The organism is Halomonas meridiana (assembly GCF_009846525.1).
Taxonomy (GTDB): Bacteria; Pseudomonadota; Gammaproteobacteria; order Pseudomonadales; family Halomonadaceae; genus Vreelandella.
The window spans coordinates 1,852,903-1,871,303 of the sequence record NZ_CP024621.1 but is presented as its reverse complement, the minus strand read 5'-3'; the positions used below and the strand labels follow the sequence as shown (position 1 = coordinate 1,871,303).

Below are 18,401 nucleotides of genomic sequence, written 5' to 3'. Positions count from 1 at the left end.
ATTCAAACGCCGCCAACCTACATCAGAATTAATTGGGCCAAACCGCTGATAGACCCGCCCCCAACCTCGCTTGGGCCATAAGTGCAAGAAATGAAGATCACGTCTCGTTCATCGCCTTGAACGTTTTCCAAGTTCTTAATGAACATGCCATCTTCCATATTCCTTAGACAATCTACGGCATCTGCGATTTTATTATCTGCTTTGCACTCTTCTTCTACCGCTCGTTCAATCTGCTCCCGCTGCTTCGAGCTCATTGCAACGATGCCAAGCGACTCATTTGGATGATTGACGGCATGCTTCACAGCGGCCTTCGCTACAATACCTGCTTCTTCAACGTTGTGTTGGTTTACAAAACGGCCCCCTTTGACATAGCTGAACTTAACTCCATATTCCTGAGCCTTAGCATGAGGCGATGGAAAAATCACAAGATCGTTGTCATAAAAGTTTCGATTCGAAAACGCGATCAAGCTTTCGTGCTGAGAGCGGTAGTGCCAACGCAGGCGACGCATTTTGAATAGAGGCAGGGAGGCATCAAGAATGCTATCTGTTTGCGTCATAGCAGCATTTTGCTCGTCATCATCATTCATATCCTGACGATCGAAGAAGCTTGTAGGTGGTAGTTGTTTTGGGTCTCCTACAACGACAAGTTGTGCACCACGAGCAATGACGCCTAGCGCGTCCTCTGGTTTAACCTGCGAAGCCTCATCCATTACGACCAAATCAAATTGCAGGTGACCTGGTTTAAGATAATGAGCGGCGGACATGGGCCCCATCATGAAGCAGGGTTTCAAAGCCAATAAGGCGTTGCTTGAACGATTAATTAGCTGACGTATTGGGATATGCTTTGTCTTTTTGCCAAGCTCATTTTTTATCAGAGCCATTTCCGTATATTCGGATTTTCTTCCCCCTGCGTTGCCTCCAGGCACATGACGTTCCGCCAACACACTGGCAATTCTTAGACGCTGTAATGACTTTAGTTTTTGGTCATATTCGCAAAAAGTAGTTTGAAGTGCTGCTTGATTCTTGCCAGATATTCGGCCTAGGTGTGGCCTTTGTGAGAGGATTTCTCTGGACAACTGATCAAATATCGCCAAATTCAAAGCTTTCCTTGCACTCTCGATACTGAGCCTGCCACTCGTCACCAGATGCCAAAGTGGCTCAAGCCCTTGTGCTTTCATCTCGTTTCGAATCCGGACGAAGTTGACCCAATCATTCAGCCACTCAGGCTTTCCAATCGCTAGTAGGTTTCTTTGCCTGATTTCATCTATATTCCAATCTTGATTAGTCAACCATTGTTCGGGCCTCAGCTCAGTCTTACTTTTAAACTGCTCGTATGCCTCTTCCTGATCGCTCCAATCCGAAATATAAGCATCTGCTTCATCCTTTAGCCGCTCATACTCACCATGCGTTTTGATCGCTAGGATTACTTTTCTGAGCGGTTCGAACCGCAGCTTGCGATGGACGTAACTCGCGAAATCCAGTGTTTCGCGAATAGACTCTAGTGAACATTTGTTTTCTGCAGTTGGCCCAACTGACAACTCAGCCTCAGGAGCGAAGAGCTTATATAGCAGATCGTTCTCTTCAAACGTTAAATGCTGCTTTTGTAAAGTTCTCAACTGTTTTATACAAGACTCAATTTCTTCAAGAGTAAGTTCGTTGTTTTTAAACCATTGCTGAATCACATGCACGGCCGCTTTAAAGCGACGGTGTGCCGAAAGCAAAGAGCCTTGTTCGCCTGTAAGATTTTGATTCTGATGAAGCTCATGCCAGATGCCGGGCAGTACCGCCTGAATATCATCTAGTGAAGCGAGTATCTCCCTCAGTTCTTTTACGAACCCTTTCTGTTGAAGCTGCTGAATACCTTTGAACAGCTGAGCATCTAGTGAAAAAATGCCGTCTCCGATAGCTACCGTTTGACCAAAACCGATGCCATAAGTATTGCGAATTTGCTGATACCATTCACGAAGAAGTTTCAGCCCCTCTATATCCGTTTCTAGCCCTTCAAATGCAGGCCCTATTTGACGCTTGTACAACCGTGAATCGAATGTTTCCATTTCCGAGACATATTCTATTGCCTCAGATAGAACAGGCTTGATCTGTTTTAATTTAATGTCAGGTTGTTTTGCCAAACCCTTAAGCTGCTTGCGAGCTCGCCACCAATCCCCAGAGAACCATTTACCCATTCCCTCTCGCAATAGCTGTACTTGTAAAGCTTGTAATTCTTTTGAATCAGGTAATTTGTCAATATCAAAAATCTGCCTCACCCTTTCCCGCAACGGCTTGAGGTGAAGAAGCTTTATGTCTAGAGCTTCCAGTGTGGCATCGAGGTCATCTTCATCAAAATGCTCCGAACGAAGGCTAATCATCCGGCTATCAAGCGCTCCAATCGCTTCAATCATTTTTATTGCAGCTTCGAGGCCCTCAAAAGTTGGCTCTAAATTCGCATTTAATGGTGAAGGCAAAGCGACCTTCAATTCTTGCAGCTGCCGATCAAGAGCCTTCAGTTCACCCTCAACTTTCTCAAGCTTAATGGTTGCACGCACAATATTTGAGAAGTGTTCTTCTCGACATGCACCAGATAGAAGATGCAAGTCGGGGAATGGAGGTAAGGGCTCGCCACGCGATAGTGCTGAAAGCTTTTCTGAAAGGATGTGCTTTGCTAGCTTCCCAAATGTCTCCTGAATTCTTTGATGGAGACTGAGCAATTCCTCGACCTCAGACTGGGTCTTGAGATCAAGCCCATCAAGCGCCTTAAACAGCTCTTTACGAGAAAGTGCTGGTAGATCGTAGAGATCCAAAGCCAATGACTCGCATTTCTCCAACGTTAACAGCTCTGACACATCAATCTTGAGAGTATGTGCAGCTCCCAGGTTGCGCTCATGCAATTGATCAAGTGACTGTTGCCACTCCCGAAGAACAGATACAACCTGTTCTGAGTCAAAAAGCTGAATTGCCGTACTCTCTACCCCAGACCAAGGATGATCATGAAGTTGGGCACTTTGCCCGACCTGTTCTATCATTCCTCGATAAATCTGCTGGAACTCTTTAACTTGATCGACAAGCTGAAGCCGTTTCAATTCGGTGAGAGACTTCCCCGTCATTCCAGCGATATGAATATCGGTTGGATTTATCTCTAACAATTGACGATAACGAGCCGCACTACTAAAAATCTCGTGGATTGTTCTATCTGTATTAGCCCATGTTTCGTTTATTTCTTGTGCATACTGATTGAGCCGCTCTTTAAGCTCCTCATAACGCATGGTTTCTGCGTCAATGTTTTGTGTTGAGTGCAAATGCTTCTGTTTCACTACACGTGCACTGATATCTTCAAGCACCTTGCGCTTTTGTGATTTATGGCTGTGTAGTTCAAGGCAGAAATCACCTAATCCGGCCTTATCTAGCCTAGTTTTAACTACGTCAAGAGCGGCCATTTTCTCCGCTACGAATAGAACTTTCTTGCCGTTTAACATAGCGGCAGCAATCAGGTTAGTTATCGTTTGTGATTTACCAGTCCCTGGAGGCCCTTCAATAACGAGGTTCTGACCATTTACTGCATCAATAAGTGCACTATGTTGGGAGCTATCAGCATCATCGATTAGCGGGAACAAATCATGTATTTGTTCAACTTCATCGATGGCATATTCCACAGTATTTCCTTTCCCCTCATCCGAGCCATTTTCCGAACTTTTGAAAAAGCGCTGCACAATTAAATGCTTAATCAAATTTCGCTCGTCGAGAGGCCATCTCTTTGGATCTAAATCTAAATACATCAGCATCTTGCCAAAATTCAGCAGAGCAAGAGCGCCGTAACGCCGGACGGACCAATTTGGTTTTGTAATTCTAATTACTTCAGCAACATGATCGAGGTAGGTTTCAGGAGAGACATCTTCCTCAACTTCCGGTAACGCAAGACCGAAATCGACTGCCAGCTTTTCTTTTAGAGACAAGTTTGGAAGGATATCTTCACCTGTGTAACTCAAGGTGTACTGATAGGTTCCACTATTGTGGTCTAGCTTCCCGCGGCTTAGATGTACCGGAACTGTAAAAAGCGGAGCCAATCTTGTTTTTGAGCCGCTGTCATTTTCTGCCCATTCCAGGAAACCAAGCGACAAATAGAGGATGCTTGAACCCATTTCCTCTATCGCAGTTTGAGCTTTGCTACGTATTGCACGTAATCTAGATTCCATTTCTGGTGGGTAGAGCAGAACCTGAATCGCATCATCCTGATGCTTTTCACCACCTTGAGCCTCATCATCTCTCGGCAACTCATAACTAATATCAAAACCGAGGACCTTTGCCCACTCCTTCGCATCAGGGTTAGCTTTTAACTGGCGGTCTTTGCCATTTTCTTCATCTACTTCAAGGTAACCGTGCTCAATTAACTCTTCCCGGGTAGGAGGCGGAACAGACCTAAACGTAAGCTCACGCTCAGAAAGAAGCACTTCGCACAGTTGGTTTGGAACTTCATCTATAATCCGCAGGGCTGCAGCTTTCTGATGAATAGGGAAATTCAACAATCTGTTTCGAGCCGTGAGATCTAATAGCTTTTTGCGCATGAGTTCCAGCGACTCAAGCACGAAAGGGTCTGACGCGTTTAGGAAGTTATCCTCAGCTTGCTGGTCTTGTTCATTAGACATGGTCCGGCTCGGTTCCTTTGTTTTAGAAGATCCATAATCCATTGATTCGTTCTGCTTATTTTCGACTTCTTGTATTTGAGGCGCTTCATGAGAATCGTTCAATTGCTGACCAGACTGCTCTAACAGTTGTTCAACTCGGCGCTTGAGCTGTCTCGCTGCACTTGTTTTTCGAAAGTTCAGCTCAAATAGGACTGATTCTAACTGCTTTTTATCCTGCGTGTTGCCATTAACGATCTTGCTCAGCCGACTGGTCTCTAACGCAAGGTAAGGTCGCCGTTCCATAGTCCTCATGCTCCTGTCCTGAATAATCCGCCAGCTTGCCACCAAAGTATCATTACTTACTACCGATTGGTACAAAGACAAGGCCATTAGCGGCAGTAGCCAACCTATCAAAAATTTTGAGGGCTCAAAAGCCAACGTGAGGCCTTCAAGACTGAGCACTTCTAAAAACAGGGTGTGTACCGTATGACCGTCTTGGGTCGAGCCCCGACTGCAAATTAACCTTAGCATATGACGAGCGTAAATTGGTCCATTCTTATACCTCCACCCGATGGAGGATCATGCCATGAACGTTTCGACTGGAATCTCCTTTACACCTTGGAATAAAGGCAAGTTGGTTGGGCAGAAGGCGCCTCTACGTCTTAGGGATATTTGGGCCATCCGCGTTCGTCTACAGATTGCCAAAAGACGAGAGACCTCACCCTCTTCAATTTAGCCATCGATAGCAAATTACGAGGCTGCGACCTCGTCAATTTACGAGTGCGCGATATAGCCCATGGTGCATGCATATCCCCACGAGCCATCGTGATGCAGCAAAAAACGCATTGACCTGTCCAGTTCGAAATAACCGAGAAACCCGTATCGCTATTATGGACTGGATACAGCTTGCTCAACTCAGAAACGAAGACTTCTTGTTCCCTAGCCGAATCAATAGCGCAAAGCTTCTCTCCACGCGCCAATATGCCCGTATCGTGAAAGCCTGGGTCACCGAAGTAGGTCTAGATGCGTCAATTTATGGCACGCACACGATGCATCGTACGAAAGCTTCGCTGATACACCGTCGCACGAAAAACTTGAGGGCAGTACAACTGCTCCTGGGTCATACGAAGCTTGAAAGCACCGTCAGATATCTTGGGATTGAAGTAGATGATGCTTTGGAAATGGCAGAACAGACAGAAGTTTGATACGGCCAAACGACGGCCGACATCGGGCCGTCGTTACCCCGGCCAAAAGCGGTCGTTGGGTGTTTGGGAAACTAGAGGAGATTCACTGATCTAAACGGCGAACCACGTGGCCGTATCAAATGTCGATAATTGACCAGCCTGCCTGCTGCAGTGCTGTCCTCCTCTTGATCTCGGCTTTACCCTCACCCATCGAGCTTTTGCGCATGGCCAGACAGAGCATGTGAGTCGGCCTGGTCATCGCCACGTACATGAGCATCATGCTCTTCTTCGCCGTCTCGTTCGGGCGCTGCGCAGCTGAGGCTTTGCCTTCAAGCCACGGCAAGAGCTTTTTGACGAAGTGAGTGCGGTTGTACGTTTCCAGAATCAGGGTGGCAGCATGCGTTTTACCCTTCTCGGCGTGAATCGAAGACAAGCGGATGTTCACGTTCTCAGAACCGGTCTCAAACCTGTACGTGTTGAGCAGCGCACCACCGTTGCCACCTGGGTCTTCTACCAGAGGGGCAGTTGACCAAGCGAGATAGGCTTTAGCATCCGCTGCTGCCATCCGTTGATCAGAAAAGACCAAATTCGCAGCAAGATCCATCAAGCCTGAGGCAACCGCTGCATCCCATTCCGCCTGGGTAATACCAGCGGGGCTGAACAACAGCCGTTCGAGCCATCCGCGATAAGCGGCGACCACTCCAGCACGACCGGCAAGATGCTGTTCGACGCATTGATGACTGCGAGATCTGGCCACAATCGCGTCCCTGGGAAACGCCAGGCGCACCAGGGTTAACAGGCAGGACGCTATCAGTTCCACGCCTAGAGCCGCAGTTGCATCCCTAGCAACATAGCGACGAGCGATGTGCACACCCTCTGAAAACGTACGCGGCTTGAACGAAGGCTTATTAACCTCTGACTGATACGGAGCCCAGTAATGCTCAAGCGCTTTGGGGTAGTGCTCTGGCTTGTCATTCTCCAGTCGATGTACCGCTCCAATCGCATAGACACCTGATGTCCGGACATCTGCAGGTAGGTGCTGGATCAACAGCTGCCCATAGGCATCTAGGACATTACTCACGTCGTCATCAGGGAAGACGATGATGGTGTTAGGAGCAGGCTGGTTTGCACCACTCTGCCGTAATCCTACCAGGCCGCCAGTGATTGGCAGGTAGGCAAAGGGGTTGGCGATGGACGCGATCGACTGATTGAAGCGGAAGCTACTAGCGATTTCCATGGTGCTCGATTGATCAGGGAACGGCTCTGGTATCTCCACCGTCACATCGAAGATTTCCTGGTTGGGATCCCCAGCCCTGATGACACAAACATCTGGATCCTGACGCGGGAAAACCTTGCTCAAGATGTTGGCCTGCTGGTACCGCGTATCTTGCATCTCATCGATCAAAACGCAGGGAAAGCGCGATCGCAAAGCGCTCGCCACCTCAGGTTCCTTAACCAGCAGCGCATCAGCCAAGACGAACACTTCATCGAAGCAAAAATGCCCTGTCTTGGCTGCATGAGCCATCGCTTTGCAGGCATTTTTGTAGGTGTCCGTATGAGTCCCGAATTTCAAACTCAAACCGGTTAGCGGGTTGTCGAAATCGACAGTTCTTAAGCGCAAACTTTCCACTTTGATAAACGCTGATTCGAACGTTTTCTTCATGCCCGCGTATTCTCGGGGTTTCAGTGCTTTCCGGCGGGCGGCATGCGTAAGTTCATCGTCGATGGCAGTGAGTGGAATACCCTGCGAGCGCAGCCACGGTGAAGCAAGGAATCGCCCAGTGAAGCCATGGATGGTATCGATGTAATGTGGGTAGCGAAGTAGACGCTGCCCAATCTCCGAGCCTCCCAAGCGATGCTCAATTTCCTCCCGAGCTGCGTTGGTATGTGAAAGGACGCAGATACCCTGAGTTCGACTCTTCCAATGACGAGCGAGGATAGCCAGCTTGGCCACCACCAATGTGGTCTTGCCGCTACCAGGGCAAGCAGAGACGTCCAGTGTGCTCATTGATTTCAGGAAGCTGCGTCGAGGCTCGTCCAACGCCTCCAGCTTCATGAGCTTGGTGACCCACTCCACATCGCCATCGGTTATCGGATCGATGAGCTGGGCCAAGTTCATTCCTCGCTCTCCTCAACTGCCGCGGAGGTCCCGGCTACCGTGCCCATGGCAGCCGGTGTGAGCGTAGACCCCGTCGGCGGTATAGCTGAGCCACTAGTGGCGTATTCGATCGCGTGAATCAGAGGCTTAGGTAGCGAGCCGCGCAGAGTTGCCGCATCTAGCTTCTTAGACTCGAAAAGCTCTTCTATCAGGTCGATCAGGTGCTGGGCAGTGATGGTTTTGGAGGCTTTCTTGACCAGCTTGTAGACAGCGGAACACCTAGCCTCCTTGGTGGAGTGGGTAGTCTCGATGGCCTTGAATTCGGTTTCAGCTTCAACTAAAAGAGCTGCTCTAGTCACTTTTCCCTGATCAACCTTTTCCTCGTTGACCGCGAGGTAAGCCGCTGCGTGCACTTCCCGTGCAAGACCGGAATAGGCCAGGTCATATTCGAGCGTCCAGTGGTCGGCAACAAAGGTTCGAACGCATTGCCCGTCGCTTGCCATCCGTTTCTGGCGGTGCTCAGCCATACCGGCTTCTTGCTCTGCAGTATTCGCGCCGAAATCGCGCACAGCCTTCCAGCGGCGGGTAGTACTTCTCCACTTGGGATCAGTCGGCCCCGTTACCAATTCGAGAATCTCAGGCGCGCAGTCAGGCATGACATCCATGTCGGTAATACACGCCGTAGGAATGGAGATTTCACCCTTGCTCGTATCTCGACGCTGCATGATCTTGGAGTAGCGCCGCAACCCTACGCCGCCCACATTGATCACCGACACACCATGCTTGGTCAGGTCTTTTTCAAGCCTACGTGCAAGGGCTGGCAGAAGGATCGCTTCAGCATCGCCTTCCACCACCAACAGCCCTTTGGCGAAGAACAATCCTGCTTTCGTGACATCTAGGAATCGACTCAGGAACCGATAGTCATCGGCGCCCAAGCAGGTCTGGTCTTCAGCCAGGGAGAACGCGTGCCCTCGATGCATGAGCACAAGATTCTGGATCGGAATCTTTGAGCTTAAATTCGGGCTGTGTGTGGTCAGAACCACCTGTACCGGTCTCAAACCATCCTCGGGTTTCGCGGCCTTCTCAAGAAACTCCATAAGCTGCAGTTGCCGCTGCGGGTGCAGGTGAGCCTCAGGCTCTTCAATCAATAGCAGCGGCAGGCCGTCCGGCTCTTTTCCAAGCAGGAGGAGCTCGCAGGCCATAAATAGTACATTGTTCGAGCCCAGGCCATACACGCCACGAGACTCCCTCGAAGCGTGATTAAGCAGTCCGAGCTCTAGGCGCTCAAGGATCTGTTTCAGCCTCGCATCCTCGGTACCCCCCTCGCCGAAACTGATACGGCTTGTCAGGGGCCGTCCCGCAAGAGAAAGCGGGGCCAGGTAGTTTTGGTTGATAGCATGTTCAGCGCTGACGATAGCGCTGTGCTTGTTCACCAGATACCGCATGTAGTCACCCATACCAGCAATGCTCAACGCTTCTGCATCAACGGGGCTAGCAGGCGGGGTGGCGGTATCGAAAGCGTTTCCGACATCGATGTTTGGGAAGCTGCTCAAGACCTGAGAGAGCCGAGAATTGCGGCCTGGCGACATCTCGCGCTCCGCATCACGTAATGGTTTCAAGTACGCAGTGGCGAGCAGAAGACGAGCCCCTGCATCCAGGGACGGCCCTTCCCCGTTCTCTCCGGAACGCACTGAAATATCCACCCATCTGCGGATGAGCGTTGAGCCTTGGACGCGCGTGGCTGACCAATGGATGTGCAGCCGACCTACGCTGTTCTTGTAAGTAACATACTCAGCGAACGCACCCAGTTCGGCCTTACTCAAACCATCTAATGTGCACCTCAGCGTAATGGTGCTGGTCTGAGCTCCGCTGTCATCGATATGGAAATCTTCTAGTTGCAGCTTCAGGTATTCGGCATCACGGGTTTGCAGTACATACCGGATCGCATCGATGACTGCCGTTTTACCTGCATCATTTTCTCCAACCAGCGCGGTGACACCTGGGTTGAAGGTGACCTCCAGGCCATGGTTGGCCTGGCCAAACTGGCGGAAATTTTCAAGTTTCAAAATAGATAGGTACACGGCGACGCTCCCTGATACTCATGACGACGAGGCAGGGATGCCTATCTTGGCCATTTCTGCCAACCCAGTGCTGATCCCTGATGACTGGTAGATTTATGACATGATCTATCGGGCGAAACCAATCTCTTGAGATGACTATCTGGTACTGGCCGTTAGCCGCCCTCCACCAACGTCCGCTTTGAGTCGTTACCAACCGGTGGCTACCATTCAAAACTCTTCAGAGGACAGTATCTGAAAGAAGAGAAGCTGTCACCTCGCCCTCACGAACGTGCATCAGTGAAGCTTTTGAGGGAATTGAGCCATGGAGGCGAGTATCAAAAAACGACTTACGAAGAGAGAGCGTCCAGAGGGGTTTGTTTCTATTCCGTGAAAGCCAAAACCAAAGTATGGGCTGGGGTATGGGCTGACTAAATTACAGACACAAAAAAGCCGCTGAAATCAGCGGCTTATTCGTAATACTTGGCGGAGGGACAGTCCGCCAACGGTGCTTTAAATTCAGTCGCTTAACATATATTTTTATTTTTACCCAACATCCCACCCAACATAAATATAGGTGCTTGTATGCGCTTCGATGCGACGCTATGCACGTCTTTTAGGTGGTTTTAGCTTGCTGGCGCTTGATGGGTAAGATCGTGGAAGTTAACGCCTGTGGCTTTAATAACTGCTGTCATGGTGCGAAGTGTCGGATTCCCTTTGGGGGATAAAGCCCGGTAAAGGCTTTCGCGTGACACTTTAGCGCGCTCTGCCACCAGCGCCATACCACCTTGCGCCTCTACTACATGGCGCAACGCCATAAGAAAGGCTGATTCTCCACCTTTCTCGTCAAGTTCATCAAATGCCGTGCGCAGGTAATCCAGCGCCATACCAGGATCGTTGCGCAGCATCTCAATAACTGCTTCATCATGACTTTTCATGACGTGTTCTCCTCTTGTGGTCGGCCAAAAACGCTTTTGCCTGTTCGATGTCAGACTGTTGGCGCTGCTTGGTACCACCTATTAACAACATTACCAAGCGCGTCCCTACCTTGGCGTAGTAAACGCGGTAGCCAGGGCCATAGGTAATGCGTAGCTCCCATACCCCATCACCTACTGTCTTGGTGTCGCCTGCATTACCCGCTGCCAATCTGTTAAGGCGTGTTAGTACCCGCATAGCGGCTTGACGGTCTTTAGCCTTTGTAGCATCCAGCCAGGCTTGAAAAGGGTCATAGCCATCAGCGGTAAGGTAGTGGGTAATTTCGGTCATGGCGTCATTGTAGCTTAAAAGCTACAGACTGGTAAATATAGCTCGGCTAAAAGAAATTACACGAATCAAAGTCCTTCAAGTCCTGAAGTCCTGGTTGCTGGCTAGTCACGCAGCGCCAGCGTTTGAGGGTGTCTTAAAGTCACTCTCAAGACTATTCACCTAAACGCCCGCGAATGCGGGGCGCTGGTGTATCCAAAGTTGGGCGCATCAACATCTAAAGGCTCACCCACGCGCACGTGGGGCGCTGGGAAATTTGTGAGTAGCTTTAAACTACTCTCTCCCTCCACCTCATCCGCACGCGGGGCGCGGCCTTGTGCCTTTCACGCCAACGGCGGAAAAGGCCACTAACCAACCGCCTTGCCCTCAGTCAGTGCAAGATGCCCTAACCCGTTTACCCTGCTGGAGCTAACGCTTCGGCTTGAGTGAGGCCGTTCTGGCTTGAGTGAGCAACCGTCACCATTTTGGTAACACTGTGACCATTTTGGTGACACTTACTCGCCAAGGTGTCTCTGCTTTAGAGACAGTGTCTCTAGGTCGTTAACTCTGCCTCAGGTTTATACGAGTGGGCTTAGCTCAGCCGAGTTTTCGTCTCAGCACCAGGCCAAGGCGAAAACTATGCGGAAACGCGCACGCGGGGCACTGGATCGTTGTCCGAAAATCTGACTACGCCATAGTGACGCTCTATCATGCGCGGAAGGGTAGTCAAGCCGTTACCAGATTTTCCGGCAACGATTGTCATTACGGTAGGTACTACGAAAGTTTCGTAGTATCCATCAAGTCGCACGCATGGCCACGGAAATTGACTCAACCCAATTCTGGGGCGAAAGCTTCTCCACACACGCAGAGTGGGATTTTGCGAACCTCTTTGAGAGGGTCACAAACGCACGCGGGGCCAATTCCCACCATCAGCGGAATACCCGTTTCAACAGCATCTCTTAAAGACACTCTGTTCCTACCACGCGGCACGGCTATTCAATCGGCGGACTTTTCCGCGCATTGACCACAGCAGCCTGAACAGGTGGTGGCTATTTGTCTCACTGGTGAAACTTTTTAGGGGGTGTCCTGAAGCGGGGCACTGCCAAAACGCCAAATTGGCGTTCTCGGGCAATCTCCCCCCATGCGCACGCGGGGCGCTGAGCAGGTATTACGAAAGTTTCGTAAAACTCCCCCACGCGCACGCGAAGCAAACAACTTCCACCACATGACGCAAATCTGCGTCATCCCCCGCCTTGCCCTCAGTCAGGGCAAGATGCCCTAACCCGCTTACCCTGGTGGCGCTAACGCTTCAGCTTGAGTGAGCATCCGTCACCATTTTGGTGACACTTACTCGCCAAGGTGTCTCTGCTTTAGAGACAGTGTCTCTAAGTTGTTGGCTCTGCCTACTCAGGTTTACTAGGCCGGGTTTTCGGCTCAGTACCAGGCTAAGGCGCAAACTATGCGGAAACGCGCACAAGGGGCGCTGGTGTGTCCAAATCTGGACGCATCAATATCTAAACCCATACCCCAGGCGCAAGCCGGGCAGCCAACCGATGTCGGATTTTCCGGCATCGGTTGCCATTAAGCAGGGGGAAGCACGGCAGGTTTTACGAAAGCTTCGTAATACCCTACCCATCAAGCCGCACGCGGCAAGGCGATTTAACGGGCGCAATTTTGCGCTCAGTGGCCAAGACAGGCTAAGCAGACGGCGGCTATTCAATCGGACGACTTTTCGGCTCATTGACCACGGCAGCCTAAACACGTGGCGGCTATCGAACATCGCCAGTGGCGAGGTTAAAGTTTAACCACACTTCACGCGCAAGCGGGGCTAACCCACAATCGGTGGAATGCCCATTTCAACAGAGTCGCTTAAAACTACTCCGCCCCTACCACGCGGCCCGGCTATTTAACGGGGCGCAATTTTGCGCCCCGCAAAGGTAGCAGCTTATTCAATCGGCGGACTTTTCCGCTCATTGGCCACACCAAGCTAAACAGGTGGCGGCTATTTGTCTCACTGGTGAGACTGGCGCAAAGGATCGGCTCAACAGAAAGGGCTTACCGCTGGCGCTGGTGGGCTTCCCTTGCGGGAGGTTCTGCCTTGTATGGCGGTTAGCTTATTGTGACTGTGGCTCACTTTTAGCGGCTATGGCGTCGGCCCTCAGCTCATGGCACACGCTCAGCCCCCGTAACACACTAAGGCGGGTGGGTGCTTTGCCTTCCCCAGCTTGCCCGCTTTCAAGCGGTGGCCAGGTAGCCCAAACTAATAACGGTATGCCTTTAACCCGGCAGACGGTGGCTAATTGAAAATTCTAGCGCCAGCTAAATAGAACTTTCCTTCCTCTCTTTTTGTCCATACAATTAAATACATGATAATCGACTTTGACCCGAACAAAAGCGCTCACAATGAGGAGGAGCGCGGCTTACCTTTCACGGCGGTTGAACGCTTTGATTGGGACGGCGCGCTATTCCATGAAGATGACCGCTACGACTATCCAGAACAGCGCTTCATCGGGTTGGGCAAGATCGGGCAACGGGTACACGTGGTGTGCTTTACGCCCATTGAGGGCGGCATACGGGTTATCAGCCTGAGGAAAGCCAACACACGGGAGGTAAGGCGCTATGAAAACGCGACTCACGAATAAAGACGGCGAAGTAAGAGAACTCACAGACCAGGACGTTAAGCAGATGCGCCCTATGTCTGAGGTGTTGCCCGCTAACCTACAACGCGCCATTGGTCAGCGTGGCCGCCAGCAGGCACCCACCAAGGTAAAGACCTCCATCCGCTTATCTCCGGAAGTGATCGAGCACTTCAAAGCGCAAGGGGAAGGCTGGCAACGGCGCATAGATCAGGCGCTAAAGGCGTACATTCAAGAGCACAGCCACAGCCGCTAAGGTGGCATGTGGCTATAATTCCGATTCTCTGAAGGAATTACGCTAAATCAATACGTTGCTTACGGTGTCAGCGCAAAAGGGGAGAATACTCCCCTTTTACGGCTAGCTATGGCCACCACCTCCACAGCATCGAATGCGGGAGGCTTTGGCTAAACAACAACAATCAACCGCACCCGGCGCGGCTCGCTCACATTGGTTTCAGCGCTACTTGTCACCCGCACGCACTACCCCCAGCGGGAGTACCTACAAAGCCTCAGCGGATCGGCGGCGTTTAATGCTGCTGGCGCTTCTCCATTCGCTCCAATAAATCGCCAAAGCTCAACGCTGACTCAGGCACACGCGCCATGGCTGGCTGTTCTGGTGCCTGCCGCTTAGTCCGGGGCTTTTGATCGAGGAGCAGCGCTCAAAGTGTGCCATTTACCAACAATTCTTAGCGCCTCAATTTTTCAATTTCGCGGGTGTGAAAATATCACTAGGGGTACGGTGTCCGCTCAGGTGATCGCTGAAGGGATTGGAATAGCCCCTCCCTACCAGCGCCAGCCGGGGCCAAACAGCAGGCAGCGCATTACATACCCGGCCCTAGTGGCACGTTGTAAAGCGGGCGGTGTACGGCTGGCGCTTTGGGATCGCTGTGGCGCGGAAGCTTATTAGCAGCAGAATCGGTAGCGCTCAACACGGCGCGGCGGCCCGCGTCGCTAAGGTACCCAGCATTATCAAAAAAACCGCTGGTATCCATCCTCTGAAGCGCCTCAAACAGGTCATCACGGCCTAGCATCAGTTGCCAACACTTCCGGCGCGTGGCTACATCCGCACCCGCAAAAGCCAGCGGCGTGGCCACCTTCAGGCGCTCCACCAGGGCGCGCTCCCGATGCTCCAGGCGTTCCCGCTCCCGTTGGGCTTCCCGCTTGCGCTCCCGCTCCACCTCCTCACGCTGCTGTCGGGCCTGCTCAGCCTCCCGGCGCTTCCGCTCCTCATTCTCCCGGCGCAACTGGCTAGCGGCTTGTCTAACCTCCGCTTGCTGTGCGGCGCTCAGCCCTTCCGTAAATGCGGCCAGTTCTGTAACAACGGCTTTATAGCGCTCCTCATGACGGCGGGCGGTCTCGGCCATTTCAGCAGCGCGGCGGCGGTCATGGCCAGCAGTAGCAGCGCGGGCCACGGTGGGCGCGTAGTGATCCCGGATCAGGTCAGACAGGCGGGCGGCCTGCTCTTCGGGCGCTTCTTTCGACCACAGGCGGCCTTGTCGCGCCAACACTTCCGGCGTTAACCCGATATGCCCAGCCAGCGCACGCGCCAGCGCCTCATGATGCTGTTTGTTAGTGGTATGGCTAGCGGCTGACAGCTCCAGACCACGCGCCAGCCCGTGCTTAGCGGCTACTTGCTCAGCAAAGACCGTTTGCAACGCGGCCAGCTTGGCGGGAGTGCCGTTGTAATGGTCAGCAGACAACACCACCTCAGCAGGCCGTCGAATCTCTTTTGTGACGCGCTTCAGCTTGCCGTTTTCGTCACGACCACCCGCAAAAACACTTTTACGCACGGTACGGGCGGGGCGCTCCACCAGCGGCGTGACATACACCACCAAATGGGGCGCGGCTTCGTCGTTCTGGACGTTCACAGCCACCACATTAGAAGCACCATGGCGGGCTTCAATAAACGCCAGGGCATCGCGGAAATAGGCGGGCGCGTCTACCTCCCCGCCGTAGCCTTTGAACCCCTCAGCACGGGCGGTAATCAGATACTCAACGCACAGAACGGGGCTTTTAGCGGCGGCGGCAGTAACCAGCGCCAGCCGTTGCTCGATCGCAGCACGCAGCGCACCGGGGCTAGTGACGGGACGCCAGTCCTCGTTGAGGTGTGTACGCTCAGGATCGGCGTGCGGCACTGGCAGTGTGCGCCAGGTGTGACCGCCGGAAGTCGCTACAGCGCTCCATGTTTTCAATTTCGTCATGCGCAGAATTGCAGGTGGACGCGGGCTCATCAGCTCCCCTTTTTGCTAGGTGTGTATTAGCTGATAAGGGGCACTAATCGGGAGCGTGCCCTTCTCTAGTGGAAAAAGAAGGGCGCGGCGCGATAATTTTGCGGAAAAAGCCTTTTAGGTTGGTGTAGTTGGTGCGTTAAGCGCGGCCATGGGCACCGCAAAGGCACTAGCTGTGCGGCTTTCAGGCCATCAGGGCAGCGATAACTAAACAACAACCGCACCCTAGGAAATCCTCATACATAGCCAGAATTTGAGCCTCTACGCCCCCGTACAGCAGAAGCACGGCCTCAGGAGGAACCAAGCGTTTTTATATAGCGGCGGGTTCGGATGCGAAGAAAAGCGCATCGCTGTAAGACAGTTTCCAGGCTTAGCGGGCAAAGGAATTTTTGAGAGTAGCTTTAAACTACTCTGTTGGGGTTTCTTAGATCGGCTCGCTAAAAGCCGGGATTCCGGCTTTATAAGAAAAGGTACAGATTCCCACCTTTTAGTGGTTGGGGATCCGGTAGCGTAATACCGCTATTGACTATGAAGCACGGGCTACTGAAGGCACTTGGCCTTGTAGCTGCTCATTAGCAGGAAGTTATTAGCAGCGCGGCGGGGTTAGTGACAGCGCGCCAGTCTTGGTTGAGGTGCTGCTTATCCGGATCGGCGTGCGGCAGGCGTGACCGCATGAAGTTGCAACCGCAGCTTTTCAATTTGTGCCCTATGCCGGTGCGATTTTTTTCGCATCGGTGGGCGATTGCTTCAAGTGAGAGGGGTTGAAAGTGCCTGCCACGGCTGCCAGAAGATAGAGCAGCCCGCAGGCTGTCGGGGTTTTAATTGGTAGCGGCACTCTCCGACTTATCCGCCAGGACCAGCAGTTAAGACTTCGACGCCTTGGCGGCATTGTAGCGAGCGTACACCCGGCGAGGGCTCAACCGGGCGGACACCTCTTCAGGCTCTTCTTCAGTGTCGCCTTCCTGCTCCTCAATCTGCTTTTTGAGTCGATCGACTTCTTTTTGAGCCTCTTCCAGCTTCCGCTTTAGCTCTTCAACATCGCCTTCCGCTTTTGCCAGTTTGCTATGGGCGGCAGCTAGTACAGACAAGCGGGCGGCTTTGTACGTATGGTTCGTTTTCATTCTGAAAGCTCCAGACCGGATGTTTCGATTTCTTCCGGTTCATCAATGGCGTACATAGTGGGGAAGGTGATCTTGATACGCCCTGTGCTATAGCTGTGACCTTCCGGCGCGTTGCGGCTGGCGTCAGCGCGGGCGCTGTTTAGGTTTTGCATTAGCTGGGGAATGTTCAGGCGTTCAATAGCGCTGACAAGTGCGGCTTCATGCTTGGCAATATCGGCCTTAGCGACTTCGAAGCCTACCGATTGCTTCAGCTCACTGAGACTGTCGATCTCCTCCAGCAGACCAGCGCGCATTTCTTCAAGCCCGCGGCGGGCGGCGGCCTGCTTTTCGGCCTGCTCTGCTGACTTTTCTGAGGCTTTGCGAGCCTTGGCCAGGGTGGCGGCAGCGACCTGGCGTTCCTTTTCGTCAACATCGCCAAGCATCGCCTGTGCTTCAAGTCGATCGACTTCACGTTTAGCGGCGGCGGCCTGCTCTTCCAGATCGCTGGTAATATTGCCGCTATCCTTCATAGTCGAAAGCGTGTCATCAATCCGGGCAACACGTGACCAACGCTCTTCCAGATCGCTTTCAATCGCCTGAACAGCGTCGGGGGCTGGCTCAGGCATCAACTTTTCTACTTCCGTCAGCATGCTATCAGCAGTCGCCTTTTCCGCCTTTTTGGCTTCAAGCTCGCGCTCTGCCTCTTGCGCATCCGACCAAGCACCTTTGATGCTATGAATCGCATCCTTGTAGGCCGGTAAGTGTTGCCAGTGGGCCACGCTACGATTTGTTCCGGACACCAGGGCATTAAGGTGCTGAAGCACTTGCTCTACCTGCTCATCCGTTGGCGGCATGTTGATCATGACGCGGTCTGTTTCCCAGCGCTCTAAGCAGTGATGAAGCTGAAATAACGTTTTTTCATGGGCGCTTTTATATGCCCCTACTTCAATTCTGGCGGCCTTTTCGGCGGCGTTACGTTTCTCCAGCCAGCTAGACCATTCTTTGTGCGCGTTTGTCATTTTGCTTCACCCTTTGCTTACGTAGTTCAGAAACCAAAAGCAGCCAGCCAGCGGCCTCAGCATCGCCTTCTACTGCCATCTCTGTCAGCATTTTGGCCATTTCCCGTTGCTGCCTTTCGCTGGGGAATGCTTGCGGGCCTCGTGTTTTCATGTCACCACCAATAACAAGCTGAATACTGTATATATTAACAGATTTTTAAGCAGCTTATTACACCTTATTG

The 18,401-nt window shown here is 52.1% G+C and carries 12 protein-coding genes; 3 read left to right on the top strand and 9 right to left on the bottom strand.

What is annotated here, in order from left to right; translation table 11 throughout:
* Positions 1-17 precede the first annotated feature (17 nt).
* Positions 18-4,919, bottom strand: a complete 4,902-nt coding sequence (gene hhe, locus CTT34_RS08980; RefSeq protein ID WP_217352993.1) for a DUF4011 domain-containing anti-phage protein Hhe — start codon at positions 4,917-4,919, stop codon at positions 18-20.
* A 500-nt stretch (positions 4,920-5,419) separates the two neighbouring features.
* Here hhe and CTT34_RS18710 point away from each other — a divergent pair, with 500 nt between their 5' ends.
* Entirely contained in the window at positions 5,420-5,821 is a 402-nt protein-coding gene (locus tag CTT34_RS18710; protein WP_475326274.1) for a tyrosine-type recombinase/integrase, read from the top strand.
* Positions 5,822-5,936: 115 nt separating this feature from the next.
* Here CTT34_RS18710 and CTT34_RS08970 read toward each other — a convergent pair whose 3' ends face one another.
* From CTT34_RS08970 to CTT34_RS08955, 4 genes are all read right to left on the bottom strand, one after another.
* Positions 5,937-7,919: a UvrD-helicase domain-containing protein gene (locus CTT34_RS08970; protein WP_159342115.1), complete on the bottom strand. Its 1,983-nt coding sequence runs from the start codon at positions 7,917-7,919 to the stop codon at positions 5,937-5,939.
* Positions 7,916-9,979 (bottom strand): ATP-dependent nuclease, encoded by a 2,064-nt coding sequence (locus CTT34_RS08965; protein ID WP_159342114.1) that lies wholly within the window; start codon positions 9,977-9,979, stop codon positions 7,916-7,918. The genes CTT34_RS08970 and CTT34_RS08965 overlap by 4 nt, the downstream gene beginning before the upstream one ends.
* A gap of 602 nt (positions 9,980-10,581) precedes the next feature.
* Complete coding sequence (locus CTT34_RS08960) at positions 10,582-10,893, bottom strand: addiction module antidote protein (RefSeq protein WP_159342113.1); 312 nt, start codon at positions 10,891-10,893, stop codon at positions 10,582-10,584.
* The gene (locus tag CTT34_RS08955; RefSeq protein ID WP_159342112.1) at positions 10,880-11,221 is read right to left on the bottom strand and encodes a type II toxin-antitoxin system RelE/ParE family toxin; all 342 of its coding nucleotides are present in this window, start codon (positions 11,219-11,221) and stop codon (positions 10,880-10,882) included. The genes CTT34_RS08960 and CTT34_RS08955 overlap by 14 nt, the downstream gene beginning before the upstream one ends.
* 2,342 nt (positions 11,222-13,563) lie before the next feature.
* Here CTT34_RS08955 and CTT34_RS08950 point away from each other — a divergent pair.
* Positions 13,564-13,839, top strand: a complete 276-nt coding sequence (locus tag CTT34_RS08950; RefSeq protein WP_159342111.1) for a BrnT family toxin — start codon at positions 13,564-13,566, stop codon at positions 13,837-13,839.
* Positions 13,817-14,089, top strand: coding sequence for a BrnA antitoxin family protein (locus tag CTT34_RS08945; RefSeq protein ID WP_159342110.1), 273 nt, complete (start codon positions 13,817-13,819; stop codon positions 14,087-14,089). Before CTT34_RS08950 ends, CTT34_RS08945 begins: the two co-directional genes overlap by 23 nt.
* Before the next feature lie 565 nt (positions 14,090-14,654).
* Here the strand turns inward: CTT34_RS08945 and CTT34_RS08940 are convergent.
* From CTT34_RS08940 to CTT34_RS08925, 4 genes are all read right to left on the bottom strand, one after another.
* Entirely contained in the window at positions 14,655-16,064 is a 1,410-nt protein-coding gene (locus CTT34_RS08940) for a plasmid recombination protein (RefSeq protein WP_159342109.1), read from the bottom strand.
* A gap of 860 nt (positions 16,065-16,924) precedes the next feature.
* Complete coding sequence (locus tag CTT34_RS08935; protein WP_159342108.1) at positions 16,925-17,182, bottom strand: hypothetical protein; 258 nt, start codon at positions 17,180-17,182, stop codon at positions 16,925-16,927.
* The gene (locus CTT34_RS08930) at positions 17,179-18,180 is read right to left on the bottom strand and encodes a hypothetical protein (protein ID WP_159342107.1); all 1,002 of its coding nucleotides are present in this window, start codon (positions 18,178-18,180) and stop codon (positions 17,179-17,181) included. Before CTT34_RS08930 ends, CTT34_RS08935 begins: the two co-directional genes overlap by 4 nt.
* Positions 18,152-18,331, bottom strand: a complete 180-nt coding sequence (locus CTT34_RS08925; protein ID WP_159342106.1) for a hypothetical protein — start codon at positions 18,329-18,331, stop codon at positions 18,152-18,154. The genes CTT34_RS08930 and CTT34_RS08925 overlap by 29 nt, the downstream gene beginning before the upstream one ends.
* Positions 18,332-18,401 lie beyond the last annotated feature (70 nt).